Origin of the sequence: Rhodococcus sp. NPDC056743, assembly GCF_042790355.1 — a bacterium.
Taxonomy (GTDB): Bacteria; Actinomycetota; Actinomycetes; order Mycobacteriales; family Mycobacteriaceae; genus Rhodococcus_F.
This window is the reverse complement of sequence record NZ_JBHTZI010000003.1, coordinates 156680-179428: the sequence shown is the minus strand read 5'-3', so window position 1 is coordinate 179428 and position 22749 is coordinate 156680. Positions and strand designations below refer to the sequence as shown.

Here is a 22749-nt window from a genome sequence, read left to right as displayed (position 1 = left end):
ATGTCTGACGGTTCCCCACCCTATCAGCCGACAGACCTGAAACCCGCCGCGCGAGCCGTCATGATGACGGGTTGTGTGCAGACACACAACCTAAGCTCGAACGGCGGGCGGTAGTACTGAAATACGCGGAACTGTAGAGCTACTCGGTACCCGAATCTGTTTCCTGCGCCCGCTGCGATGTCGCTGCGGCGGCCGAACGAACCTGCGGCGCTACAAGCACAACCTGGCCGAGAATTCCGTTGACGAATCCGGGTGAATCATCCGTCGACAACTGCTTTGCCAATTCGACGGCCTCGTCCACGGCAACAACCGGCGGCACGTCCGTCGCATGGAAGAGCTCCCACACGGCAATACGCAGAATCGCGCGGTCGACTGCGGGCAGACGCTCGAGCGTCCAGTCCTGCAGGTGCGAGGAGATGACCTGATCGATCCGGTCGAGGTTCTCCGCAACTCCGGACACCAAAGTGACCGTGTACTGAGCTACTGGCGCAACCGCGTCGTCCTTGACCGACAGATCGGAACGCTCCGACGTCAGAGCAACCGGGTCGAGGTCACGTGCCTCAGCTTCGAAAAGGAAGTCGACAGCACGCTTGCGCGCCTTGTGGCGCGCACCGAGTTTCTTATGAGTGCCGGACACTTTAGGAATTCACACGCCCGAGGTAGTTACCGTCACGCGAATCGACCTTGAGCTTGTCACCGGTGTTGATGAACAGCGGCACGTTGATCTCGGCGCCGGTCTCGAGGGTGGCAGGCTTGGTGCCGCCGGTGGAGCGGTCGCCCTGCAGACCCGGATCGGTGTGCTGAACGACGAGCTCGACCGTGACCGGGAGCTCGACGAAAAGCGGAACGTCCTCGTGGGTTGCAACCTGAACGGCCATGTTCTCGAGGAGGAAGCGTGACTGCTCGCCGACGACGGTTTCGCTGATCGGAATCTGGTCGTAGGTGTCGCCGTCCATGAAGATGTAGTCGCTACCGTCGTGGTACAGGTAGGTCATGTCGCGGCGGTCGACCGTGGCGGTCTCGACCTTCACACCGGCGTTGAACGTCTTGTCCACTACCTTGCCCGAGAGCACGTTCTTGAGCTTGGTACGCACGAAGGCAGGACCCTTGCCGGGCTTGACATGCTGGAACTCGATAATCGTCCACAGCTGGCCTTCGATCTGCAGAACCAGACCGTTCTTGAAATCACTGGTGGAAGCCACTTGCTTCGCGTCTCCTAGGGGTCGGGAAACCGTCTCAGACGACGGTAAGGTCTTTTGCGGTCAGTGTGAGCAGCTCTGGCCCCTGCTCACGAACAACGAGCGTGTCCTCGATCCGTACGCCTCCGCGCCCGGAGAAGTACACGCCCGGCTCGACGGTCACCGCCGCGCCGGAAAGAAGTGTACCGGTGCCGAGCTTCCCGATTCCGGGAGCTTCGTGGATTTCCAGCCCCACGCCGTGCCCGAGGCCGTGCAGGAACAATTCGCCGTACCCTGCGTCGTCGATCACCGAGCGTGCTGCAGCGTCGACGGCAGCGCATTCCGCACCGGAAACCAGGGCCACGCTGCCGGCTGCTTGGGACTTGGCAACCAGGTCGTAGACGTCCCGTTGCCAATCGGAAACAGTCTCGAGCACGTAGGTGCGAGTCATATCGGAGTGGTACCCGCCGACCTGGGCGCCGAAGTCCAGTTTCACGAAGTCACCGGATGCCAATACCGCGCCGGTAGGTCGGTGATGCGGAATCGCCGAGTTCGCTCCGGCAGCGACGATCGTCTCGAAGGAGATCCCGTCGGCACCGTTCTCGAACATGAGGTTTTCCAATTCGCGGCCCACCTCGCGTTCGGTGCGGCCCGGTCGCAGTCCCCCGCGAGTAATCAACTGCGCCAACGCATCATCGGCCGCTGTACACGCCGAGCGCAGCAATCCGATCTCGTGTTCATCCTTGACCATGCGGAGTTTTTCGACGAGCCCGCTCACCGGTTCGAACCGGACGGACGGCGCAGCCACCCTCCAGGATCGGTGCTCGGCAAATGTCGCGACGTGCGCCTCGAAAGCGAGCACGTCGCCCGAATAGGTACCGATCAAATGCGCAGCGCTCGAACGATCGATTTCGGCCCGCAAGTCCGGCACCTGCTCGCCGACTTGAGTGACGTAACGACCGTCCGTGCAGATGACCGTCGCGTCTTCGTCGCCTTCACCATCTCGAGCGCTCACCACCAATGCGGCGTTCGAACCGGTGAACCCGGTCAGGTAGCGGATGTTCAATAGGTCTGTGACGAGAATCGCGTCGAGTTCGCGCTCGACCAGAAGCGCACGGAGGGCATCGCGGCGGGACCGATGATCAACTGACATGACTCGAACCTACCCGCTCCCCCCGCTCTCCTCCCCAACCCGAAACACGCGGTTACATCAATAATTGTGGGTTAGGCCACAAGTGGAATCTGTTCTAGTTAGGCTGTAGGTATGAACGCGTGGTTAGTACGTGGCCTCGGCATGGCCCTGATACATGTTGTGTTTCGCGCATTGCTCGGTATGGCAATCGCGCAGTGGCCACTCCAGGGCTCCACCCTGCGATGGCTTTCCCTGTTCATCGTCATCGCACTTGCCGCGATATGGGGCGGAATCGACGGCATCCGCGATCGTCGCCAGTTCCCCGAACCCGACGACGGTGCAGATCTCCTCATGCTGTGGCTCAAAGCCGCAGTTGTCGGCGGCTTTGTCGCCGGCGCAGCCAGCTGGCTCCTCAGCCTCGTGCCGGCTCTCGAACTGACCCAACAGGGCCTGTTCTTCGAGATCACCGCCGGTGCGGCATTCACAATTCTGCTCATTTTCGTTCCCGCAATGGTCGCCGTCACCGTCGGCCGATTCCTCACCAGTCGTGAGCAGCGCAAGCACGGCACGGCGCCGCAAACTCCGTCGCACGAGCGCCACCACGAACCGGTTCCCGTCAGTGAGGGCTACGACTCCCCCACAACCCAGCACGCGTACAGCGGCGCTGCCATGACGGTCGAGGAATCCGACGCCGACACCACCGTCTTTCCCGCCATCGATCTGGGGAAGCGCGAACAGTAACGTCCACCAATGACCACTGAGGGCTCCGAGGAAATCATTCTCGGAGCCCTCAGTTCGTGTGACTGCATTTCGTACTTACGTACGTCAGCCGCGTTCGGCGAGGAACCTGATCGCCAATGGGTATCCGGCAACACCCAGTCCGACGATCACGCCGGCCGCAATGGGACTGAGGAGCGAATTGTGCCGAAACTCCTCGCGCGCATGGACATTCGAGATGTGGACCTCGACCAGACCGGCGGTGAGTTCCGCGCACGCGTCACGCAACACCACAGACGTATGGGTCAATCCACCAGCGTTGAGAATCACCGGTTCGCCGGCATCCGCCGCATCGTGAATCCACCCGAGCAGATCGCCTTCGTGATCGCTCTGTCGAACAACCACCTCGACGCCCAACTCCTTGCCGGCCGCGACACACAATTCCACCAAATCGTCGTGTGTGGTCGCGCCGTACACCTCCGGCTGGCGCTTGCCGAGACGTCCGAGGTTCGGTCCGTTGACGACGTTGATTTTCACAGGCGAACCGTTCCGCCGGACGACCTCGGCGGGCGGGCGATAGCCGAGTACGCCGCAACCAGCAGCGACGGATCCGGGCCTTCGAGCCGGCCGGGCTTGGCAAGGCCGTCGAGAACAACGAACCGCAGCAGTCCGGCACGGTTCTTCTTGTCGGTCTGCATTCCGGCGAGCAACTGCGAAAAGGCATCGTCGTCGTACGCGGTTGGGAGCCCCACCAATTCGAGGATCGATTTGTGGCGATCGGCCGTAGCGTCGTCGAGACGGCCGGCCAGGCGGCCCAGTTCGGCGGCGAACACCAGACCGACCGACACCGCGGCGCCGTGACGCCACTTGTACTGCTCACGACGCTCGATCGCGTGTGCCAGCGTGTGTCCGTAGTTGAGGATTTCGCGCAGATCAGACTCGCGAAGATCCGCTGCGACAACCTTGGCCTTGACCTCGACGGAACGTCGAATCAGTTCGGGCAGAACAGTTCCCGACGGATCCAGCGCGGCCTTCGGGTCTGCTTCGATCAGGTCCAGGATGACGGGGTCGGAAATGAAGCCGGTCTTGATGACCTCCGCCAAACCGGCGACGATCTCGTTGTGCGGCACCGTTTCGAGCGTCGCGAGATCGATGAACACTGCGCCAGGTTCGTGGAACGCACCGACCAGGTTCTTGCCGGCTTCGGTGTTGATACCCGTCTTGCCGCCCACAGCTGCGTCGACCATTGCAAGCAGCGTGGTCGGAACGTGCACTACCTTCACGCCGCGCATCCACGTCGCTGCGACAAAACCGGTGAGGTCTGTCGCGGCGCCGCCGCCCAGGCTCATGATCGCGTCGCTGCGGGTCAGACCGATACGGCCCAGCACATCCCAGCAGAAACCGGCCACAGCCAGATCCTTGCCGTCCTCGGCGTCCGGGATCTCGATGCGATGCGCGTCGATTCCCTTCTCCGCCAAAGCAGCACGAACAGCCTCAGCCGTTTCCGCGAGTGGTGGCTGATGGAAAATCGCGACGGTCCGGGTGCCTTCCAACTCGGCAACGATGTCGCCGAGCAGACCGCGCCCGATCACAACCGGGTAAGGACTTGCGGTCTTCACCTCTACAACTACGGGTTCGGTCACTGCTCCACTACTCCGCTCCGGTTGATCATTTGTCTTCAAGTTTGGACACCAACTGCGCGACGACGCGCGACGGACTCCGACCGTCGGTACGAATCCGGATGGTGGCGGCGCGCCGGTACAACGGCCGACGGCGTCGCATCAATTCCTGATACTTCACCTTGGGATCCCCGCCCGCCAGCAGCGGACGGTGATTGTTGGCACCCGTCCGGCGCAGCCCTTCGGCAACGCTGATCTCGAGATAGATCACCGTGTGGCCGTCGAGCAAAGCGCGGGTGCGTTCCGACAGGATCGCACCCCCGCCGAGCGAGACAATGCCGTCGGTGCTGGCCAACGCTTCCCGGACGACGTCTTCTTCGATCTCACGAAAACGTGGCTCACCGTCGTGCGTGAAGATCTCGGGAATCGTCCGTCCGGTCGTCTTTTCGATCTCGGCATCGGTATCGACCAGGTCGAGTTCCAACGCTTGCGCGATACGACGCCCGATGGTCGACTTGCCGGCGCCGGGCGGCCCGATGAGTACAGCTTTCGGTTTCATCGTGGCAGGAACCTCCGTGTGGACGCTCTCAGCGAGGCGGCCGGGCTGCGATACCGTCGGCGTAGCGCCGGTAGTTTGCTGTGGTCTCGGCAATGGAATCACCACCGAACTTTTCGAGTGCGGCTTGAGCGACAACAAGCGCAACCATGGATTCCGCAACGACGCCGGCAGCCGGAACCGCGCAGACGTCACTGCGCTGATGGATGGCAACTGCCTCTTCACCGCTTTCCATGTCGACCGTCGCCAATGCGCGCGGCACCGTCGAGATCGGCTTCATCGCGGCACGAACTCGCAGTGCCTCGCCGTTGGTCATGCCGCCTTCGATGCCGCCTGCGCGATTGGTGGAGCGGACGATGCCGTCCGGGCCGGGGCGGATCTCGTCGTGAGCTTCGCTGCCTCGGCGACGCGCGGTCTCGAAACCGTCACCGACCTCGACACCCTTGATGGCCTGGATTCCCATCAGGGCTGCGGCGAGTCGAGCGTCGAGACGCTCTGCGCCACTGACGAACGTTCCGATGCCGACAGGCAGGCCGTGAATGACAACCTCGACGATGCCGCCAAGGGTGTCGCCGTCCTTCTTGGCTGCTTCGATTTCGGCGATCATCGACTCTTCGGCAGCCTTGTCGAACGCGCGGACCGGGCTCGCGTCGATCGCGTCCAGATCCTTGCCCTCGGGCACCGGACCGACATAGGGCTCGGAAGCACCGATGGAAATGACGTGCGAGACAACCTCGACGCCGAACACCTGACGGAGGAAGGAGCGAGCGACAGTTCCGGCAGCAACACGGGCTGCGGTCTCACGCGCGCTCGCGCGCTCCAGGATGGGGCGGGCGTCGTTGAAGCCGTACTTGAGCATGCCGCTGTAATCGGCGTGGCCGGGACGCGGGCGCGTCAACGGTGCATTGCGGGCCTGATCGGCGAGCAGATCCGGATCGACCGGATCGGCGGACATGATGGTTTCCCACTTCGGCCACTCGGTATTGCCGATTTCGATGGCAACGGGGCCACCGAGCGTAAAGCCGTGGCGGACACCACCGATGATGGTGACCTTGTCGGCCTCGAACTTCATCCGCGCGCCACGGCCATAGCCGAGTCGACGACGGGCAAGTTCGGACGAGATGGCCTCAGAGGTCACTTCGACCCCCGCGACCATGCCCTCGAGCATCGCAACGAGGGCGGGACCATGGGATTCTCCAGCAGTTATCCAACGCAGCACGACGACTATCTTTCCACGTCGCGGACAGTGGTTGTGACAGTGGTCCTTCGACCTCTGTCCGATTGCGCAACGTCACATCGGAAGGAGAATCCGTTTCTCCGGTTTCCGCAAGAGCACGGGAGCGTGGCGCACGGCAATCACAACCCTCGATCGGGCAGCGGGATCCGGTATTCAACGTGGCCGGAACCACCGACGGGGGTTACCCGACGATGTCGGAACTACGGCCGCCCAAAACGACACAATGCTGTCCTCAGGACCGTTGTCCACGCGCTTGAATGCCTTGTCGATCGGATTCGCGTAGTAACCCGAAAGCAGCTTCACGACTGGCCAGCCACCCATCTCCGCGGGCGGGTCCGCCCATACCCCTCCCGTGTGACGGACCAAGAGCTCACCGACATAGACACCCAACTTGAAGACCAATTCCGCCAGCTCGTCGCTGCCCCCGACTTCGGCGGCGATCTCGCCGAGGAAGACGTCGATGTCAGCCACCGAGTCCGGCGCGAAGCTCAAAGGCTTGCCGGTGTTCGTCTGCACGGAGAACGAGGCTGCGTCAGCCAGTTCGCTCATGTGCTCGACGACTGGCGGAAAGGGCAGTGCCAGTGGCCTACTCACGTACGGCCCGCTCATGGAATGAGGATACCGGGGCGATGCTGCCACCGGCCTGTCGCCGGAGCCAGTGAGCGACGGACAAGCACCACACAACTTTCGGTGGCACCCAGTGGGGCTATGTTCCTGCACCCGAGGTGCTCTCGCCATGTCGTCTGCGGGATGGGTCCGAGGGCCGATCCGCAGACCGGATACGTCCTTGGGTGAACGGGGACAAGCCCTGATGTTCGCGTGTCCGAACTTCTTCGCGCGCTACTCCAACTATAGTTGCTATAGTCAAACTTTAGTTGGAACCGAGGGGGTGCCTGCCATGCAACTGAACAGACCATTCGCCGCGGTAACGCCGACCCTGGACGGCGACGTACTTGCCGTCTTGGCGAGCGCGGAGGTCACGTTCACGGTCAGCCAAATCCAGCGCATCCTCACCATGAGGTCCGGCGAAGGCATCCGCAAAGTCCTCACCCGCCTCGTCGCGCAGGGTGTCGTGCTGCACGACCAGGTAGGCAGGACCAACACCTACCGCCTCAACACCGAGCATCTCGCGGCCGAGCCCATTATCGCGCTGTCACAGCTGAACTCCACCTTCCTCAAGCGCCTCGAAGAGCACCTGGACGGGTGGCGCAAGACGCTCCGGTACGCCGCAGTGTTCGGATCGGCAGCAACCGGGCGCATGAAACTTGACAGCGACATCGACCTGTTCCTGGTGCGCGCCGCCGACGCCGGCCACGACGAGGACGATGCATGGGAGGAACGGGTAACCGAACTCGCCCGACTGGTCACCGCGTGGACCGGCAACGACGGCCGCGTCGTCGAGTACGCCGAAGACGAGTTCCGCGCCGCGGCCGCCGCCGGCGAACCCCTGCTCCGTGACGTGGCGAAGCAAGGCCTGACCGTAGCGGGAACACGGAGCTGGTTCAACGCACAACTGCGCCCCGCCGCGAAGAGGTCCTGATGGCGGGACAACGCGACTGCGACTCCGTTGTTACCGCGGGGCGCATGTCCAAAGCGAACGAGTTCTTCGACGCCGCTGACCATCTCGGAGAGGAGATGCCCAACGCCGCCGGGGACTTGTACGTCGACGCAGGTATCGCCGCCTCGGACGTACTCTGCTGCCTGCGCCTCGGCGTGCACTCGAACAGCGGCAACCACAGCGAGGCCATTGCCCTACTCAAACGCGCGGACGGTGGATCCGAACGGCACCTGAACACACTGCTGAACTTGAAGAACAAGGCCGCCTACACACACCAGGACCTGACCTCTGCGGAATTGAAGAAAATGAACCGCGCAGCCGAACACCTGGTCGAGGCAGCCAAGCAGGCAGTGGCCGCTCGAGGGTAGTCCGCCGACTTCCCGGCTTAACCACCTAGCCGAACCCAACCTGCGCGACCGACGATCAACCAGCATCGACCACTCGGGCTCACGAATCCCCGGATTCTGCGAGCGCTGAGACGGGACCTGTACACGGCCATGTAGGCGAACTCTTGGGCGACGAAGTAGCCGGCGACTGCGATGATCGGCAACACGCATAAACCGAGTACACCTGCACCCGCCGGCTGGTTGGATAATTCCCACTCAGTGTGAATGTAAGGCTTGCCGCTCCCGGTACCGGTACAGCCCTTTTCTATATCCAAGAGCTGTCGTTGTCGTTCCAGTTGACGTGGGAAGCGCCTATGGGCGGTACGGTACGGCGATGCGGAAGCTCGTGCTCACAGCGGTAGCGATTGTCTTACTCGGTGGGCTTTTGGGATGCACCAACGACAGTGACCAGCCCACGTCGTCAGAGCCAGCAGACCCCGGTGATATCGCCGACACCGTCCGTCTGTATTTCGACGCCTACAACGCCGGCGACGTCGCAGGCCTCAACTCGACCTCATGTTCCGCCGCGCACAGTCAGAGCGCAACGGTTCCTCCGTCGAAGACGATTCTGACTGCCGTCGACGAGCCGATCGTGGAGGGCGATTCGGCGCGAGTACCAGTTGAGGTCACGGTCCAATTCGAAGGTGCTCCCGCCACTCCTAGTCGAACACAGATTTCACTAGTGGCCGAAGACGGGCGTTGGGGTGTGTGCATGTTCGAACGACGTGGCGAGTGACCGTCTGGGTTCAGAGTCGCCGACCTGGTTGGCGCGCGGCGAGGTAGTAGTGGAAGTCGCGCAAAGCTACCGTGTTGCATCTGATTGGAAATGGTCAACTCGCTGACGCCACGGAATCGAAGAGCAACTCAAAATTGACGAACCTAGCTGACCACCACCGCGATTCGTCTGCTGAACCTGCACAGCTCTAGGCAACCGAGGAACAACCTTTGCCGAGATACTTGCCCTGCACTCAATCAACGGCACTGCTACGTCGATCCGACTCTGACACCGACCGCGCACACCATCGCCCTGTTCTGGTCGAAGGTCGTACAGTCGCCGACATGCTGGTATTGGAGCGGAGCGCTCAACGCTCCGTACGGCTTCGTGCCAAACTGAGCGGAATTGCATCAGGGGACGCATTCGACCGATACCGACTTCTTGACTACACCGATGAGAAGCAGCCCACTGCGTAGCCTAAAAACGGTACTCGCTCCACTCGGTGGATCGCAGCTCTCCTGCACCCGCCGCGTTGCTATGACGCTGTTACCGGAATCGATGACCAAGTCTCGCGTAGTCCTCGATCGCCGGTGATGTCGACGGGGATTACTGCCGGCGAGATTCATCGAGCAGGGCGGCTACGTCCAAGTCATCGGGCCATTTCATCGACTGCGCCGGAATCGATTGCACGCCTGCACCTCTCACCCAGACGGTTCCCTTGCCATCGATCGTCACAGCGGGGGTGGTGGCGAAAATCGGTGTGCTCTTCACCGGTTCGAGAGTGCCCCCATCCAACAAGGTGAAAAGCCAGAACTGGCGAGTGCGGTCGTAATCGACAGGGCCGGGTAGTGGCCACCACCGCGTTCGCGACGTCCCGTCCGGTGGGTGACCGATGATCCACACGAAGTCCCCGACCTGACCACCACGGCGGACATCGCCTCCGAGTTTCTCCACCTCCCCGTACGTCAGATCCGGAAGCACCACCACCGCGACACTGCCGCGGAAAACCCGAAGTGGCGAGCCCGCGAGAAATGGTCTGGGCGAACCTTGCATCGGCGGTAATTCCGGACCGACGATCACATCACCGGACAGGTTCACCCGAATCAGCCGGTAGCTCGATTCCGCATCGCTATGTCGCTGTTCCGCCAGAATGACAAAGGACTCACCGACGACGGCGATCGAACTGACGTATCCGTCCGGCACGTCCACCGCGATAGGTTCGTGGTCCTGGATGTGCAGCGACCACCTCGTGCCGGATGGGCAGGCCAGGAAGTGCTCGCCGATCACTGCTCCCTGATGCACTGAGTGAGGAAAGACTTTCCGAGGCTCCTCACCGATCACGCACCGGTACAGGCCGTCGTTGCCGCCCACCCAACATCCCGTCGGGGTTGCCCACAGGTGCCTCGAATGTCCGATTGGACCGGGCAGAACATGCTCGTGGGCAACGTGATCGGGGTCGATGCTCACCACGATCGGCAATTGACTGTCGATGACCCACAACGTTTCGCGCGACGCCGACACGTCACCCGGAACGATCGACGGACGGGCCGGCACTGGCGGTACGTCGTCGAGATCGAGATCGACGACGACACCTACTTCACGGTCTACTTCGAACAGGTCGTCGCGCATGAACATGTCGTTGTCGAAGAAACGTGGTGCCGTCTCGACGTCGCGGAACGTGCGGTGGCCCGGAACGATGTCCCATCCGTGATTCTCGGGCGGGCGCCGGTATCGCTCAGTGACCAGCTGCACGCGGGTGACCCGCCCACGCACCCTGGACGGAGTGTCGTACCCCATCACTCCGTAGAACCGGCCGGTCAGCTCCACCTGTCCGGTGCGTGGCCGGAAGTTGCGCCATGACGCGGTCCAGCCGTCACCGCGCAGCAATCCGTTCCATTCCCACCGGCGAGGTAAATCATGGCCCGTGTATTGAAAAATCGGATCTCGAGCACCTGCTTCCAGGATTGCGCGAATCGTCACGGTGTCGGCAACTGTCGCGGGGTGTTCCACGAAGCGGAGCGGGAATTCGATTACGTCACCGAGTCGCGGCGGCACGATTTGGCCGTCTTCGATCGCGACTTCATCGATCTGCACGACAAGCATGCGTTGGCGCGTCATGCGCCTTTCATTGGGTTCATATCGACGACGGTACCAATTCGAGCGAGTTCTGGGCCCGATCTGTCTACGGCGTGGCGTTGAATGTCTTGGTGCGCGATGAACGAAGTGTGGCGCCAGATTTTCGAGGGGCGGATCGAACTGGCGAAAATCGGTGAAATTCGCAGAACCCTAGGAGCTAGATTGTGGGCGCGCATGAAGGGACCGGTTGTGCGCTACGGTGACGACCAGCGCAGGCACCACGATGGCTAGTACTGCGAGGGCCGCGCAGAGAATCGGTCCAAGCAGCGGCCGCTCGGACCAAAGCTCTTGTGCCAGTATCAAAGAGCCAAATATTGAAATACCTGCGCCGCCTCCCCGAAGCATGGCCGTACGCACGGGCGGCCTGACGGGGTACTGCCCAGTGACAATCGGCAGTCGACGCCCGGCATTGAGAATCGACAACCGCATCGCGTACAGCCAGTTCACACCTGCCCCGAAAACCAGTAAGCCAACACCAAGCACCATCATCCCCGGACCATACCGAAGGCGCGCCGAGGAGAATTCGGTTCAACGGATCTGCACGGATAATTCCTTGCGGCTGCGTATTTGCTCACTAAGTAACAGCAAGCGAAAACTTCGAAGACCAACCGGAATTGAACGAAGAATCGATCACTTTCAAGGTGAACGCGTACGAGGCCGGTACGAGACCTTTGGGCTTGCGGAAGTGAAACTGAATAGCGGAGTGACGCATCGATCCGGACAGGCCCCAACCTGCCTGAATCACTCCTCCGCTGTGTTCGAGATACGCCTGTGCATCGTGACGCATCAAGGCTGGCTCGTCGTGATCAAGCGACATCGCGAGGTACTCGAAGCGGATACCGTCCGGCCCTGACACAGCCGGTGTCACCCAGCTGACAATTCCGTTGTCCCCCGTCGATAAATATGCCGCTGGCGAGCACACCTCCAATGTGCCGAGCGTCCCTGCACCTGACGAAAATGCGCCGCGAAAAGGATCCATTGTTGGACACTAATCGGCGAGAGGCGCAAGACGGGCACCGACCTGTGAAGCCGCTGACGTTCTGTTCTCCGGGATAGGCCACCGAGGACGGTCTCGCCCCTCGGTGAAGGATTATCGCGACGCCGGTGGGCGTACCACCTCGAAACGCTCGACGCCTGGATACTTGCATCCAAGTGAACGCACCATAAACCCAGTCGCCTCGTAGAATCCGACTGCGTCCCTATGGGTTTCGGCGATGATTTCTGATTCAGGCGAACGACCCTGCAGCCAGTCGATCGGTGTTTGGGCAACACGTTGCTTTCTGTACCCCATCGCAGTGGCGATGTGCAGCAGTTCGATTCTCTGCCCACTTTGTCGCCAACCCGCCACGCCGACGACACTCCCGCAGACATACGCCGCAGACATACGCCGCAGCGAGAACGCCATTTCCATTCCGATACAGGTCAGATGCTCTGCCGAGACGGTCCACGGCTCCCGGTCCTACCGCGAAGGACAGAATCCCCTGCACCCCCGGCACGTTCACGTCGACCAACCTGACTTCGATGTTGTTCATGTCATATACGTTCGCATCACACCGATTTCTCTGCTCGACTCCCGGTGCCAGTTTCAGTAGACGACTGCATTTTCAGAAGACGACTGCACGCTAGGAGAGAGCATCCTCGGGCTTTCACGGTAGTTCGCGGTAACCCGTGTCACCAAAAAGATTGGTGCCCTTAGGTGGATGACCTGATGGCCGACAGCATCTGGGCCCGCGAAACTCGCGCCACCACGTACTACCGCAATGTAAAGGGCGAGGTGATCCTCGCCAGCCCCCTCACGATGGTCGATTACTGGACCAGGCTGCGTGGTCTCAATTCCGACCACGTCGTTTTTGGTGGCTGAGATGCGCGGCGTGAGCTTGCAAGGCGTGGCACGTCCAGGTTGGTCGACACTCTGACCGTGCCGCTCGTGGCGGCTGGTCAGGTGAGAATCCGCGTCGAATCATGCGGCATTTGCGGGAGCGACTTGAGGCCGTTCGAAAATACTGAGAACTTCGTCGAGTTCGCAGCATCGACCGGGAGGTCGACTGACGGATGTGCAGTATTCGAATCGTGCATATTCAACCAAGGATGGACAACCTCAATCGTGACCCACGCTGCCGCTGCTGCGGAGGGCGTAGATACGTCCACGCCTGGGCAAATCTAGAGCATGTCTCCCAATGATTCGGGGTGTTATGCGGTGACAGAGACGATAGATCGATATCAGGTCTTGACCGAGAAGCAGTGGGCGTTGCTCGCATTGCTGTTACCGAGTTCCGATGGGCTGCGTGGGCGGAAATTTCAGAATGACCGACTCGTGGTGGAGGGGATGCTCTACCGACTGCGTGCGGGGATTCCGTGGCGGGACCTACCTGCGCATTTCGGTCCGTGGAAGACGGTGTGGAAACGGCATCGACGCTATGCCGGGGATGGAACGTGGGACCGGGTCCTGATGGCCCTGGCCGCGATGGCTGATGCTGGTGGCGATTTGAGTTGGGCGGTGTCGGTGGATTCCACCGTGGTGCGGGTGCACCAGCATGGTGCCAACGTCGCGCGCAACACAGGGGATCTACCGAATTACACGAATCTGGTTGACGAACCGGCCCATCACGGCATCGGGCGGTCCCGAGGTGGGTTGACCAGCAAAGTGCACTTGACGTGCGACGGCGCCGGACGTCCGTTGTCGGTGCTGGTGGGCCCCGGGCAGGGGCGGAGACAGTCCGATGTTCGGCCTGCTCCTGGAGGGCATCTGTGTACCGCGTATCGGTGGTGGAGCGCCCCGTAGACGCCCGGACGAGGTTCGGGCTGACAAGGTACACATCCAGAGCTAATCGAGAACTGCTGCGCAGCAAGGGAATCAGGGCCGCTATTCCCGAGAGGTCCGATCGGGTGGCCAACCGCAAGAACAAGGGCAGCTCAGGTGGGCGGCCGCCGAACTTCGATGCGCAGTCGTCCAAGGGTCGCAATGTCGTGGAAAGGGCCTTCAACAAGGCGAAAGGGTGGCGAAAGGGTGGCAACCCGGTACGACAAGCTCGCCATGACTTACCGGGCTGGATCCTCCTTAACTCATTAAGGGCCGAAAATCGCAGCAAGGTAATGACTTTCGCCGCGCAAATCACCAGCAGCGATCGCCTGCTCGGCCGTCAGCATGCCGGATGCAAGGCCGAGTACCACCATCGGTTCTGCTCGAAGGACCGTCTCGGGTTGTCCGTCGACTTCAAGCGCGACGTGGGGACCCGTTTCGTCCACGCGAACGGTGAGGGTCATACCGTCGACCTCGAAGCCGATGGTCGCCGGTTCCGCTGTTCGTTTGCCGTCCATCAGTGATTCGAGCGCGACCACCAACCAATGAGGTTGAAAACTGTCGCCACGCGGGCCGGCAACCATGAGCGGCGTGCTCCAGTTCACCAACGCAGCAACAGCATCACGGAGTTCCATTCCCCAGGGGGTGAGCGAGTAGGCGATGCCGTTGCTGTCAGTGTCGAGTTGGCGCCGGACTACGCCGGATTGTTCGAGCTCGCGCAGACGCTCGGCTAGTAAGTTGGTGGAGATCCCCGGCAGGCCGGCCTGAAGTTTCCCGTAGCGGGCAGGGCCTATGAGTAGCTCGCGCACGATGAGCAGGCTCCACCTGTTGCCCACGACGTCGAGTGCCCGTGCCAACCCGCAATACTGGCCGTAAGACCGTTTGATTGCTATCTCGCTCTCTTCAGCTCCCACCGTCAGTCCTCCGTCTCAATCTCGTCGAAGTCGAGCGCCAAAAGCGTTGGGCCAGAGAGAACTCGGCCTCGCGGGCCTCTAGGGAGCACGCGGCGCCGAGCGGGGAATACGAGCCCGTCGAACTCGCGGTGGTGATCGCAGTAGAGCGAGGCTGCGGCCCAGGCGCCTACTGGTTCGGCGACGAAGTCGTGGCGACGGATCAGGCCCTCGGTGTCAACGTAGAAGGTCTGTCGTCGGCAGTGCGTATCGATCTGTGCGGGGAATGTTGCATGGAGTCGGCGCCATATCTGTCCTGATTCCCGCCACGGTTCGCCTTCGGTGACGACGATGTCCTTGCGGGCGAGCAGTAGCGGTGTCGTCAGGTAGTTCCAAAAGGCATATCCGGCGAAGTACGCGGTGTCGAGTGGGTCCCAATGGACGTTGCGGCGGATTCCACTGCGCCCGAAGAATGCTGAACGTGGGTCTATTCGCGTGGCGAGCGACTCCCCGTCGAGGGTTTCGATCCGCACGTCACCCCCGCCGAACACGGCACGCTGGCCGGCTTGCGGGAAGTCAAGCAGGACGGTGTGCTGCCCGGCGACTCGCACCTCGACAGTGAAGTTGGCCAGCTTGTTGCCGGAAAAGCGCGCAGGCAGCAGGCCGCCCACACGTCCCCGCGCTGTGATGGCTGAAACGGACTGCCAGCGTTCCGCGCCACCATGCGCAGTCAGGACGTCGTCGATCAATCCGCTCATTCAGCCCGCTCCCGTCTGCTGCTTCATGTTTGATTGTGAACTAGAGAATCACAAGTCAACGTGAGAATGGCTAAAACAGAGAGGATCGGAACATGGCGGCTACACAGCCTCCGGGTGAACGTCCGGAGTGGGTGGACGACGAGTTGTTCCCGTTCGAAAGCCACTTCGTGGAGTTGGACGGAAACGTTGTGCACTACGTCGACGAGGGCTCGGGTCCTACCCTGCTGATGCTGACCGGAAATCCGGTCTGGTCCTTCGCCTACCGCGAAGTGATCACCAAGCTGCGAGGCAGGTTCCGGTGCATCGCTGTGGACTTTCCCGGTTTCGGCCTCTCGACCGGCGCCCCTGGCTATCAGTATTTGGCCCGTGACCACGCAGAGCTGCTCGTGTCTTTCCTCGACCGGCTGACTCTGACCGAACTGACGCTGGTCGGCCACAACTGGGGAGGCCCGTTCGGCTTGTATGCTGCCCAGCAACGACCGGACAAGTTCGAACGCCTGATCCTCACCAATACTTGGGCCTGGCCGTTGAACGGTGACCTGTCCAGCGAACTGTTCTCCCGCGGCGTCGGGAATCCGATTGGACGCGAACTGATTTGCCGGTTCAATCTCATGGTTGACTACTACATCCCCTCAGCGCACAAGCGACGGAAGCTATCCGACGCCGAAATGGCGCACTACCGCCAGGCAATGCCCACGCCAGCCCGTCGCCGACCTTGCGCAGCTCTTCCTGGCGAAATCATCGGGGCTCGCGAGTTCTTCACCGATCTCGAGAACCGACTCCGCACACTTGAGAAGCTACCCACGCTGATCGTGTGGGCCGATGCGGACCCGATCTTCACCGACAAATACCGTAAGCGTTTCGAAGCGACGTTCCCCAACCACACCACTACGGCGCTCCCCGGAGTGGGCCACTTCCTTCAATCCGACGCACCAGCCGAGTTCAGCGACGCCATCGAAACTTGGTGGGACGATCTGGCCGGCAATGACAGCACGTCCTCATAGAGATCGCGGGCTTCCTTCATTCACCTTTCGACTGACGGGCCGGTCTCGCTGACGCAAATATCTCGGAAGTTATTGGACACGAACGTGTTTAGCAAGCCCAGGGTGGCGTTACGGTTCCGCCGTCGGCCATGACTGCGGTCAAGCCCACCGATGTCGTCACCCACAGCGATGCAGCGTCGTTACCCGGGTTATCCAGCTGAACCGTCGCCGACTCCGGAACCAACACAACATCTCCGACAGAGAGTTGCGCTCGCTGACCGTCCAAGGTGACCACAGGCGAACCCTGAAGCACCAGAAAGACCTCCTCATGGGAGACAGTGTGCGGCGCGCCGGCAGCACCGGGCTCAAGTTCCGTACGCCAGGCGCACAGCTGTCGACTGCCGCGAGAGGGCGCCACATAGGAGTGAAATTGTGCGCCGTGCAGTTGATGGGTGGAGTGGTCCCCATTTTTTCGGATCGACATCTCGAGTTCCCTTCTTCAGTTCAACTGTATTTATTGGACAGTTACACTGACTACATGTCAAGGGATGAACCGCGCGCTGATCTACTGATGTTGCTGATGCGCAGCGCATCTGCCCTGGCCGAGCAGATCAACGACGCCGTCGCCGAACACGGGCATCCGACGCTACGTCCTGCGCATGGCCTGGTCTTTCAGCGAGTCTCCGGCGACGGTGCCACAGTCAGCGAGATCGCCACCTACTTGGGCATCACGAAACAATCCGCGGCCGTGATCGTCGACGAGTTGGTCGCATCCGGGTACGTAAGCAAACGGCCGCACCCGCACGATCGCCGTTCGCAACTCGTTCGACTCACCTCCGCAGGTGCCGATGTGACCGCAGCGGCTACCGATGCAACCCTCTCCCAATGGAACGCAGCGAGTACGACACTAGGCGCGGACACGATGGCATCACTGGTACGCGCACTCGAGGAGATCGGGAGAGATGGCACACCACGGCCCGTCTGGTGAACCTCAACGACCCTCATACCCAATTGCAAACACCCACCCGCGGGACGCGCCGACAATGAAGGGCTGCCCCGTTGCGCACAGACTTGGAAGTAGCCCACAAACCCAACAGGCAACGCGGCACTCACCGGAGGGTCCGGGGAGACACAAGCACCGAGGTCGACAAGTCGCGTGTCTGTCCAATTGTGCCGGCTGACAAACATTCCGCACCTTGTCGAACCTCGGACTGCACGTCCAACGCCTAAATTGCAAGGACGGGCTCTGCCTCATTTCTATCGGATACTCGGGCGCCTACGGTGCAGGCTGGAGGTTCGACTCGAAGAGTCGTGGAACCCAGCCGCTTTCACCGAATTCGGTTCGACCTTTCGCCCCGTTCAGGGACAGACGTTCTATCGAAAGTAGCTGCGCCCCGTACAGAATGGGAAACCACCCTCAAGCGGTCGGGTCGTGCATGAGCAATCACGTAGTTGAAGATTCGCCCCGACATGTCTCGGACGGTTTGTTCCAACAACAGCAAGGGCGCCCCTTCGGTAGTTCTCAATACCGACGCCAGAGTTTCATCTGAGAGCACCGCGCTGACCGTAAAATCAGACCCGCCGATTTTCACTCCCGCATCTGAGAGATAGGCGTACCAGTCGACAACGAAGGGAGTGTCGATCAATCGCTGCGCTTCCGGAAACAACACGTAGTTGGTGGCCGCGACGTCTACGTCCCCATTAATCGTGCCCGCCGCGTAGTCCACGCGCAAACATGGTGTTCCTGTTGTCACCTCGAGCGCCCTCGATGCAGCACCGGGCGCTGAGATCACTGTGCTGTCGAAGGACGTCAGGCGCAATCTCCCACTGAAGAGATTGCCGCTCTCCAATTCTGCGGCGGCTTTAATGTCGTCGGGACGCCTGTGAGCGGTCGGGGCAACTACGTGTGTCCCTACACCCTGAGTCCGGGCGATCAACCCTTCGTCCCGAAGGAGCGTCAGAACTTCGCGAACAATCCCCCGGCTCACCGAATAGGAACCTACGAGTTCACTCTCTCCCGGAAGAGTGCCGTCAACAAAATCTCCACGCAGCACCGCTGCCCGGAGAAGATCCCTTGTTCGCCGAACCGAATCAGGTCTTGCCTTCATCCAACCTACCTCGCGCTTCATCTCTGACGAGCCTTTGCAAAGTCTAGTACAGATATTCAATTATATTGTTGCCCCGCACATTACGCCGTTAATGCAATTCTTGTAACGCTGCGAACTGGTGCTTTGATCCTCAGATTTGCCGATACGCCGATACTGTTCAGCACAGCGCACTAAACCTTCCCCTGCCGCTTCGGAGTCCGCTTGTCGCAATAGGCGTAATGGCCTATTGTCGGTCCAGACATTGCGGAACATGATCCGATCTACCGATAAATACAATTGCGACACAACGGTTTCCGACAATTGTTGCCTGCAAGGTGTTGATGGGCCACCTTGGTATGCAATGCACGTTCCCTTATGAACTCCGCGGCGACGTCTCCCAACCGATGCACTAAGACGCATCTCTTCCGCCGAAATCAGTATCAATCGAAAGGACAGTCACGATGGTCAGTTGGAACGAAGAATGTGACGTGTTGATAGCGGGCTCGGGAGGCGGCGGCCTCACCGGTGCATATACCGCGGCTCGAGAAGGACTCGACGTGATCTTGGTCGAGGCCACTGACAAGTTCGGAGGCACCACCGCCTACTCCGGCGGCGGTGGTGTGTGGTTCCCATGCAACCCCGTCCTTCGGCGTGCCGGCACCGACGACACGATCGAAGACGCGCTCGAGTACTACCACGCGGTGGTTGGCGACCGCACCCCGCGCGAACTGCAGGACACGTATGTCCGTGGTGGAGCACCGTTGATCGAATACCTCGAACAGGATGAAAACCTCGAGTTCGAAATGCGGCCGTGGCCTGACTATTTCGGTAAAGCGCCCAAGGCCAGACTCGACGGCCAGCGGCACATCGTCCCGAGGCCGATTTCGGCAGCAGATGTGGGGGACCTCCGCGCATCAATGCGAGGACCTCTCGACACGGAACGTCTCGGGGCTCCGCTACCCGACGTGCTGGTCGGCGCCCAGTCACTCATCGGTCGACTACTCAAGGCAATTGCGAAGTATGCGAATGCCGCTCTGCGGTTGAACACACCACTTGTCGAACTCGTCGTGGAGGAGGGTGTTGTCGTCGGTGCGATTGTCGATCACCCCGGCGGGCGCCGCGCCATCCGAGCCCGAAAAGGCGTGCTGCTCGCGGCCGGCGGCTTCGAGGGCAACGATGAGCTTCGGCTGAAGTACGGTGTGCCCGGCACCGCCCGCGACACCGTGAGCCCACCGGGCAACCTCGGCGCGGCGCACCAGGCTGGAATGGCAGTCGGTGCCGACATCGACCTGATGGGTGAAGCCTGGTGGGCTCCAGGGATGACTCATCCGGACGGCCGCTCTGTGTTTGCACTGTGGTTCACCGGTGGCATCTTCGTCAATCAGGACGGCAAGCGGTTCGTCAACGAGTCGTCGGCCTACGACCGTATCGGCCGTGATGTCATCGACCAGATGGAAGATGGCTCAGTCGCCCTGCCGTACTGGATGATCTACGACGACAAGGAAGGCGCGCGTCCGCCGGTTCGGGCCACCAACGTCTCCATGGTCGAGACCGAGAAATACGAGGCGGCCGGCCTGTGGCACACAGCTGACACCCTCGAGGAACTCGCCGAGAAAATCGGCGTGCCGGCCGATCAACTGGTCGCGACTGTCGAGCGGTTCAATACGATGGTCGCCAAGGGTGTCGACGAAGACTTCGGCCGCGGCGACGAGGCTTACGATCGCGCGTTCACAAACGGTGAATCACCCATGGTGGCAATTGACCGTGGCCCCTACCACGCAGCCACTTTCGGCATCTCCGACCTCGGCACCAAGGGAGGGCTGCGGACCGACACCGCCGCGCGGGTACTCGACACCGCTGGCAAACCGATTCCGGGGCTCTACGCGGCAGGTAACACGATGGCTGCACCCAGCGGCACCGTCTATCCGGGCGGCGGAAACCCGATTGGAACCAGCATGCTCTTCAGCCACCTAGCCGCTCTCGATATGGCCGGCCGTAAGGCTTGAGAACGGACGCCTCCACCAACTGAACCAATCGAATGAGAACCCGCTGGGGCCGCGAACGACGCGGCCCCAGCGATCACACCGAACTCGAATCCACTGATCGCTACTACGTCGAGCAGCGGTGTAGGTTCCGGTTCACGATGTCGGATTCCGATTGGCGTGCCCTGGTGCAGTTCTCCGCGCCGCAACAACTACATTCACGCCAAGATCGATGCAAACCAAGCTGTAAGAAAGTCAGCCCCTGCTAGGGCATACAAAACGAACCGGAACTTGAAACTCACCCCCTCGTACTTATTCGATGTGGCCGGTTTTGGGATCGATCATGTCGAGGAAGTCTCTGATCGACTCGCGGTGTCAGCTCACGAACCGGCACTCTCACGAATCAAACATGGAGCGCAGCAGGATGGTTCGCGGCAACCAAGCGATTCCACCCGTGGTCACCGTGCGAGTAGCCAGCGGCGGCCGGGATAGCGCTGACAACCTCAGCACTAATTGACACAGAAGACGCCTTCCCCAGGCCGCGCTGACGGATCAGGAACCACGTTGGCACATTTCACGATGCCGGTTGGTCCGGCTGTGAGATCCGAGAACTGTGGACATACATGGACGATCGCAGAATGGATCAGATATGAGTAGGCGGCAATATCCGAACGATCAGATTCCTGAGCCTGCAAAGACTTCCACAGACCAGCAGCCCCCTGCTCAATGAGCGAGGTACATGCCCGACGACCTAGTTCGGCAGCATGACCGCGAACCTCCCTCATCGGGATCCCGCTGTACAACGCACCATCCAATTGCGGTAACCCACACACGTCCCGAGCGAAGGCCGCATCACCTCCCGGCGGTACCAAATCGTTCACTACCTGGGACCACTCGGCCCGCTTCTGACTCTCCACCTCCTGTTGCGAAGGAAACGACTGCTCAGGGTAGTGGCTACGTTGGTCGTCGAAGATGTTCTGCCAGTAGGCAACCGATTCGTCGATCCCCACGTTCGGCATGTCCGCGTCGAGGCACCGGGCGGACGGATCAATTGGTGCATTTACGGGTGGTTCGGCGAAGTTTCGATGATCCGACGTCGGCTCGGTCCCGACTACAAGGCGCGCGTTCGAGTCGGGACTGCACGCAACCAGGACGAATCCGATGAAAACGACGGCTATGCCGGCAAATGCCGGGGTGGAACGACGACTCACTACCGATACCTTCCTCGAGAAATTACGTACAGAGTGAATCCGATCTCGTGACGACGCACTCCGGCTTCACAGTCGTTGATGAAACGCTCGGCACCTTTCCGCGATCACCGCATATGGCCGACGGCGTGATGAGACGACAGCCACGAACGGTATGACGAAGCGGCACTGACGCAAATCCTAGAAGGACGGCCAGTTCGACTATTCTGCCCTCCGAAACGATAGCGTCGCTGTATGCCCCGTTCCGATGTCTCATGGCGAACCCAAGCAATGGCGTGGCCACTGATCGTGGGAGCCGGATTTGGAAGTCACGTCGCGCTTCAATTCGCAGACCCGAGCGATATCGGGAGCCTCGTCCGAGCCGTGGCCCTCGGATCTTTGTGCTCTCTTCCTGCTGGTGCCCTTCTGGGGATTTCCGCAATTCTGGCGGGAAAAGCAGTACTCGCAATCGGCGAGCACAACTCCCGTGCCGCTGCGCCGACTACCTGGAGGCTCGCATTCGCGATCACAACAGCTGTGGCGACAGCAGTGATCGTCATAACGGCGCTCGCCTATACAAGCCTCGACGACGAGGCGATCGGTGCGTCAGCGCTGGCAATCGCCACCATCTCCTTCGTCGCCGCGCACTTCTACTATCCCGCGACCGATTCCGACTGAGCCGTCGTTCCTGTTTCCTGCTCGTTTCCACCGACCCCCGACAGGCAATCAGGAATCCAGAGACGAGTTTTGCGGAGACGATCTGACGATGCTTCCAGGTCAGCACAGGCTCGAAGGGTATGACTGGGGTCATAAATCCTAAGTTTTGTG

Annotated in this window: 24 protein-coding genes and 1 pseudogene; 10 read left to right on the top strand and 15 right to left on the bottom strand. The window is 61.0% G+C overall.

Going from position 1 to position 22749, the window contains the following annotated elements; genetic code table 11:
• Window positions 1-139: 139 nt before the first annotated feature.
• The 3 genes from nusB to ACFRFQ_RS08270 are packed head-to-tail and all read right to left on the bottom strand — an operon-like array spanning window position 140 to window position 2331.
• Window positions 140-637, bottom strand: coding sequence for a transcription antitermination factor NusB (nusB, locus tag ACFRFQ_RS08280; RefSeq protein WP_378655528.1), 498 nt, complete (start codon window positions 635-637; stop codon window positions 140-142).
• A gap of 1 nt (window position 638) precedes the next feature.
• Window positions 639-1202 (bottom strand): elongation factor P, encoded by a 564-nt coding sequence (efp, locus tag ACFRFQ_RS08275; protein WP_033232162.1) that lies wholly within the window; start codon window positions 1200-1202, stop codon window positions 639-641.
• Window positions 1203-1236: 34 nt separating this feature from the next.
• A complete protein-coding gene (locus ACFRFQ_RS08270) occupies window positions 1237-2331 on the bottom strand; it encodes a M24 family metallopeptidase (RefSeq protein WP_378655525.1) in 1095 nt (364 codons plus the stop codon).
• Window positions 2332-2442: 111 nt separating this feature from the next.
• On the opposite strand from ACFRFQ_RS08270, the gene ACFRFQ_RS08265 reads away from it, so the two are divergent.
• Window positions 2443-3051, top strand: a complete 609-nt coding sequence (locus ACFRFQ_RS08265) for a B-4DMT family transporter (protein ID WP_378655522.1) — start codon at window positions 2443-2445, stop codon at window positions 3049-3051.
• 84 nt (window positions 3052-3135) lie between these two features.
• On the opposite strand, the gene aroQ is transcribed toward ACFRFQ_RS08265, so the two are convergent.
• From aroQ to ACFRFQ_RS08240, 5 genes are all read right to left on the bottom strand, one after another.
• Window positions 3136-3564 (bottom strand): type II 3-dehydroquinate dehydratase, encoded by a 429-nt coding sequence (gene aroQ, locus ACFRFQ_RS08260; RefSeq protein WP_378655520.1) that lies wholly within the window; start codon window positions 3562-3564, stop codon window positions 3136-3138.
• Window positions 3561-4670, bottom strand: a complete 1110-nt coding sequence (aroB, locus tag ACFRFQ_RS08255) for a 3-dehydroquinate synthase (RefSeq protein WP_138868465.1) — start codon at window positions 4668-4670, stop codon at window positions 3561-3563. The genes aroQ and aroB overlap by 4 nt, the downstream gene beginning before the upstream one ends.
• Before the next feature lie 25 nt (window positions 4671-4695).
• The gene (locus tag ACFRFQ_RS08250; protein ID WP_378655518.1) at window positions 4696-5205 is read right to left on the bottom strand and encodes a shikimate kinase; all 510 of its coding nucleotides are present in this window, start codon (window positions 5203-5205) and stop codon (window positions 4696-4698) included.
• Window positions 5206-5233: 28 nt separating this feature from the next.
• The gene (aroC, locus tag ACFRFQ_RS08245) at window positions 5234-6421 is read right to left on the bottom strand and encodes a chorismate synthase (protein WP_378655515.1); all 1188 of its coding nucleotides are present in this window, start codon (window positions 6419-6421) and stop codon (window positions 5234-5236) included.
• 171 nt (window positions 6422-6592) lie between these two features.
• Entirely contained in the window at window positions 6593-7048 is a 456-nt protein-coding gene (locus ACFRFQ_RS08240) for a hypothetical protein (RefSeq protein ID WP_378655512.1), read from the bottom strand.
• Between the two features lie 289 nt (window positions 7049-7337).
• On the opposite strand from ACFRFQ_RS08240, the gene ACFRFQ_RS08235 reads away from it, so the two are divergent.
• The 3 genes from ACFRFQ_RS08235 to ACFRFQ_RS08225 all read left to right on the top strand — a co-directional run bounded on the left by ACFRFQ_RS08235 (window position 7338) and on the right by ACFRFQ_RS08225 (window position 9119).
• Complete coding sequence (locus ACFRFQ_RS08235; protein WP_378655509.1) at window positions 7338-7979, top strand: nucleotidyltransferase domain-containing protein; 642 nt, start codon at window positions 7338-7340, stop codon at window positions 7977-7979.
• Window positions 7979-8365 (top strand): hypothetical protein, encoded by a 387-nt coding sequence (locus tag ACFRFQ_RS08230; RefSeq protein ID WP_378655507.1) that lies wholly within the window; start codon window positions 7979-7981, stop codon window positions 8363-8365. The genes ACFRFQ_RS08235 and ACFRFQ_RS08230 overlap by 1 nt, the downstream gene beginning before the upstream one ends.
• A gap of 352 nt (window positions 8366-8717) precedes the next feature.
• Window positions 8718-9119 carry a hypothetical protein gene (locus ACFRFQ_RS08225; RefSeq protein ID WP_378655505.1) on the top strand — a complete coding sequence of 134 codons (402 nt, stop codon included), beginning with the start codon at window positions 8718-8720 and terminating at the stop codon, window positions 9117-9119.
• Window positions 9120-9704: 585 nt separating this feature from the next.
• On the opposite strand, the gene ACFRFQ_RS08220 is transcribed toward ACFRFQ_RS08225, so the two are convergent.
• The gene (locus tag ACFRFQ_RS08220; protein WP_378655503.1) at window positions 9705-11216 is read right to left on the bottom strand and encodes a DUF6578 domain-containing protein; all 1512 of its coding nucleotides are present in this window, start codon (window positions 11214-11216) and stop codon (window positions 9705-9707) included.
• 592 nt (window positions 11217-11808) lie between these two features.
• Window positions 11809-12213, bottom strand: a complete 405-nt coding sequence (locus ACFRFQ_RS08215; RefSeq protein ID WP_378655500.1) for a hypothetical protein — start codon at window positions 12211-12213, stop codon at window positions 11809-11811.
• 729 nt (window positions 12214-12942) lie between these two features.
• Here ACFRFQ_RS08215 and ACFRFQ_RS08210 point away from each other — a divergent pair.
• A complete protein-coding gene (locus ACFRFQ_RS08210) occupies window positions 12943-13095 on the top strand; it encodes a hypothetical protein (protein WP_378655498.1) in 153 nt (50 codons plus the stop codon).
• A 306-nt stretch (window positions 13096-13401) separates the two neighbouring features.
• Window positions 13402-14304 (top strand): annotated as a pseudogene (locus ACFRFQ_RS08205) (IS5 family transposase).
• Here ACFRFQ_RS08205 and ACFRFQ_RS08200 read toward each other — a convergent pair.
• The gene (locus ACFRFQ_RS08200; protein ID WP_378655497.1) at window positions 14301-14948 is read right to left on the bottom strand and encodes a winged helix-turn-helix transcriptional regulator; all 648 of its coding nucleotides are present in this window, start codon (window positions 14946-14948) and stop codon (window positions 14301-14303) included. The pseudogene ACFRFQ_RS08205 and the gene ACFRFQ_RS08200 overlap by 4 nt on opposite strands.
• A gap of 2 nt (window positions 14949-14950) precedes the next feature.
• The gene (locus ACFRFQ_RS08195; RefSeq protein WP_378655495.1) at window positions 14951-15682 is read right to left on the bottom strand and encodes a hypothetical protein; all 732 of its coding nucleotides are present in this window, start codon (window positions 15680-15682) and stop codon (window positions 14951-14953) included.
• A gap of 92 nt (window positions 15683-15774) precedes the next feature.
• Between ACFRFQ_RS08195 and ACFRFQ_RS08190 the strand changes: the two genes are divergently transcribed.
• Window positions 15775-16686 (top strand): alpha/beta fold hydrolase, encoded by a 912-nt coding sequence (locus ACFRFQ_RS08190; protein WP_378655494.1) that lies wholly within the window; start codon window positions 15775-15777, stop codon window positions 16684-16686.
• 88 nt (window positions 16687-16774) lie between these two features.
• Here the strand turns inward: ACFRFQ_RS08190 and ACFRFQ_RS08185 are convergent, their stop codons facing one another.
• Window positions 16775-17149: a cupin domain-containing protein gene (locus ACFRFQ_RS08185; protein WP_378655493.1), complete on the bottom strand. Its 375-nt coding sequence runs from the start codon at window positions 17147-17149 to the stop codon at window positions 16775-16777.
• A 54-nt stretch (window positions 17150-17203) separates the two neighbouring features.
• On the opposite strand from ACFRFQ_RS08185, the gene ACFRFQ_RS08180 reads away from it, so the two are divergent.
• Entirely contained in the window at window positions 17204-17653 is a 450-nt protein-coding gene (locus ACFRFQ_RS08180) for a MarR family winged helix-turn-helix transcriptional regulator (protein WP_378655490.1), read from the top strand.
• Between the two features lie 340 nt (window positions 17654-17993).
• Here the strand turns inward: ACFRFQ_RS08180 and ACFRFQ_RS08175 are convergent, their stop codons facing one another.
• Window positions 17994-18773, bottom strand: a complete 780-nt coding sequence (locus ACFRFQ_RS08175) for a GntR family transcriptional regulator (RefSeq protein WP_378656290.1) — start codon at window positions 18771-18773, stop codon at window positions 17994-17996.
• A 440-nt stretch (window positions 18774-19213) separates the two neighbouring features.
• Here ACFRFQ_RS08175 and ACFRFQ_RS08170 point away from each other — a divergent pair, with 440 nt between their 5' ends.
• Window positions 19214-20758, top strand: a complete 1545-nt coding sequence (locus tag ACFRFQ_RS08170) for an FAD-binding protein (RefSeq protein ID WP_378655487.1) — start codon at window positions 19214-19216, stop codon at window positions 20756-20758.
• Window positions 20759-21243: 485 nt separating this feature from the next.
• Here the strand turns inward: ACFRFQ_RS08170 and ACFRFQ_RS08165 are convergent, their stop codons facing one another.
• Window positions 21244-21945: a hypothetical protein gene (locus tag ACFRFQ_RS08165; RefSeq protein ID WP_378655485.1), complete on the bottom strand. Its 702-nt coding sequence runs from the start codon at window positions 21943-21945 to the stop codon at window positions 21244-21246.
• A gap of 231 nt (window positions 21946-22176) precedes the next feature.
• Here ACFRFQ_RS08165 and ACFRFQ_RS08160 point away from each other — a divergent pair, with 231 nt between their 5' ends.
• Window positions 22177-22599 (top strand): hypothetical protein, encoded by a 423-nt coding sequence (locus ACFRFQ_RS08160; RefSeq protein ID WP_378655482.1) that lies wholly within the window; start codon window positions 22177-22179, stop codon window positions 22597-22599.
• The last annotated feature ends 150 nt before the right edge of the window (window positions 22600-22749 follow it).

Coding starts and splice junctions, on each gene's coding strand:
- ACFRFQ_RS08270 (WP_378655525.1), bottom strand. CDS start 2,331: ATGTCAGTTGATCATCGGTCCCGCCGCGATGCCCTCCGTGCGCTTCTG.
- ACFRFQ_RS08265 (WP_378655522.1), top strand. CDS start 2,443: ATGAACGCGTGGTTAGTACGTGGCCTCGGCATGGCCCTGATACATGTT.
- ACFRFQ_RS08250 (WP_378655518.1), bottom strand. CDS start 5,205: ATGAAACCGAAAGCTGTACTCATCGGGCCGCCCGGCGCCGGCAAGTCG.
- ACFRFQ_RS08240 (WP_378655512.1), bottom strand. CDS start 7,048: ATGAGCGGGCCGTACGTGAGTAGGCCACTGGCACTGCCCTTTCCGCCA.
- ACFRFQ_RS08235 (WP_378655509.1), top strand. CDS start 7,338: ATGCAACTGAACAGACCATTCGCCGCGGTAACGCCGACCCTGGACGGC.
- ACFRFQ_RS08230 (WP_378655507.1), top strand. CDS start 7,979: ATGGCGGGACAACGCGACTGCGACTCCGTTGTTACCGCGGGGCGCATG.
- ACFRFQ_RS08225 (WP_378655505.1), top strand. CDS start 8,718: ATGCGGAAGCTCGTGCTCACAGCGGTAGCGATTGTCTTACTCGGTGGG.
- ACFRFQ_RS08220 (WP_378655503.1), bottom strand. CDS start 11,216: ATGACGCGCCAACGCATGCTTGTCGTGCAGATCGATGAAGTCGCGATC.
- ACFRFQ_RS08215 (WP_378655500.1), bottom strand. CDS start 12,213: ATGGATCCTTTTCGCGGCGCATTTTCGTCAGGTGCAGGGACGCTCGGC.
- ACFRFQ_RS08210 (WP_378655498.1), top strand. CDS start 12,943: ATGGCCGACAGCATCTGGGCCCGCGAAACTCGCGCCACCACGTACTAC.
- ACFRFQ_RS08195 (WP_378655495.1), bottom strand. CDS start 15,682: ATGAGCGGATTGATCGACGACGTCCTGACTGCGCATGGTGGCGCGGAA.
- ACFRFQ_RS08190 (WP_378655494.1), top strand. CDS start 15,775: ATGGCGGCTACACAGCCTCCGGGTGAACGTCCGGAGTGGGTGGACGAC.
- ACFRFQ_RS08185 (WP_378655493.1), bottom strand. CDS start 17,149: ATGTCGATCCGAAAAAATGGGGACCACTCCACCCATCAACTGCACGGC.
- ACFRFQ_RS08180 (WP_378655490.1), top strand. CDS start 17,204: ATGTCAAGGGATGAACCGCGCGCTGATCTACTGATGTTGCTGATGCGC.
- ACFRFQ_RS08175 (WP_378656290.1), bottom strand. CDS start 18,773: ATGAAGGCAAGACCTGATTCGGTTCGGCGAACAAGGGATCTTCTCCGG.
- ACFRFQ_RS08170 (WP_378655487.1), top strand. CDS start 19,214: ATGGTCAGTTGGAACGAAGAATGTGACGTGTTGATAGCGGGCTCGGGA.
- ACFRFQ_RS08160 (WP_378655482.1), top strand. CDS start 22,177: ATGCCCCGTTCCGATGTCTCATGGCGAACCCAAGCAATGGCGTGGCCA.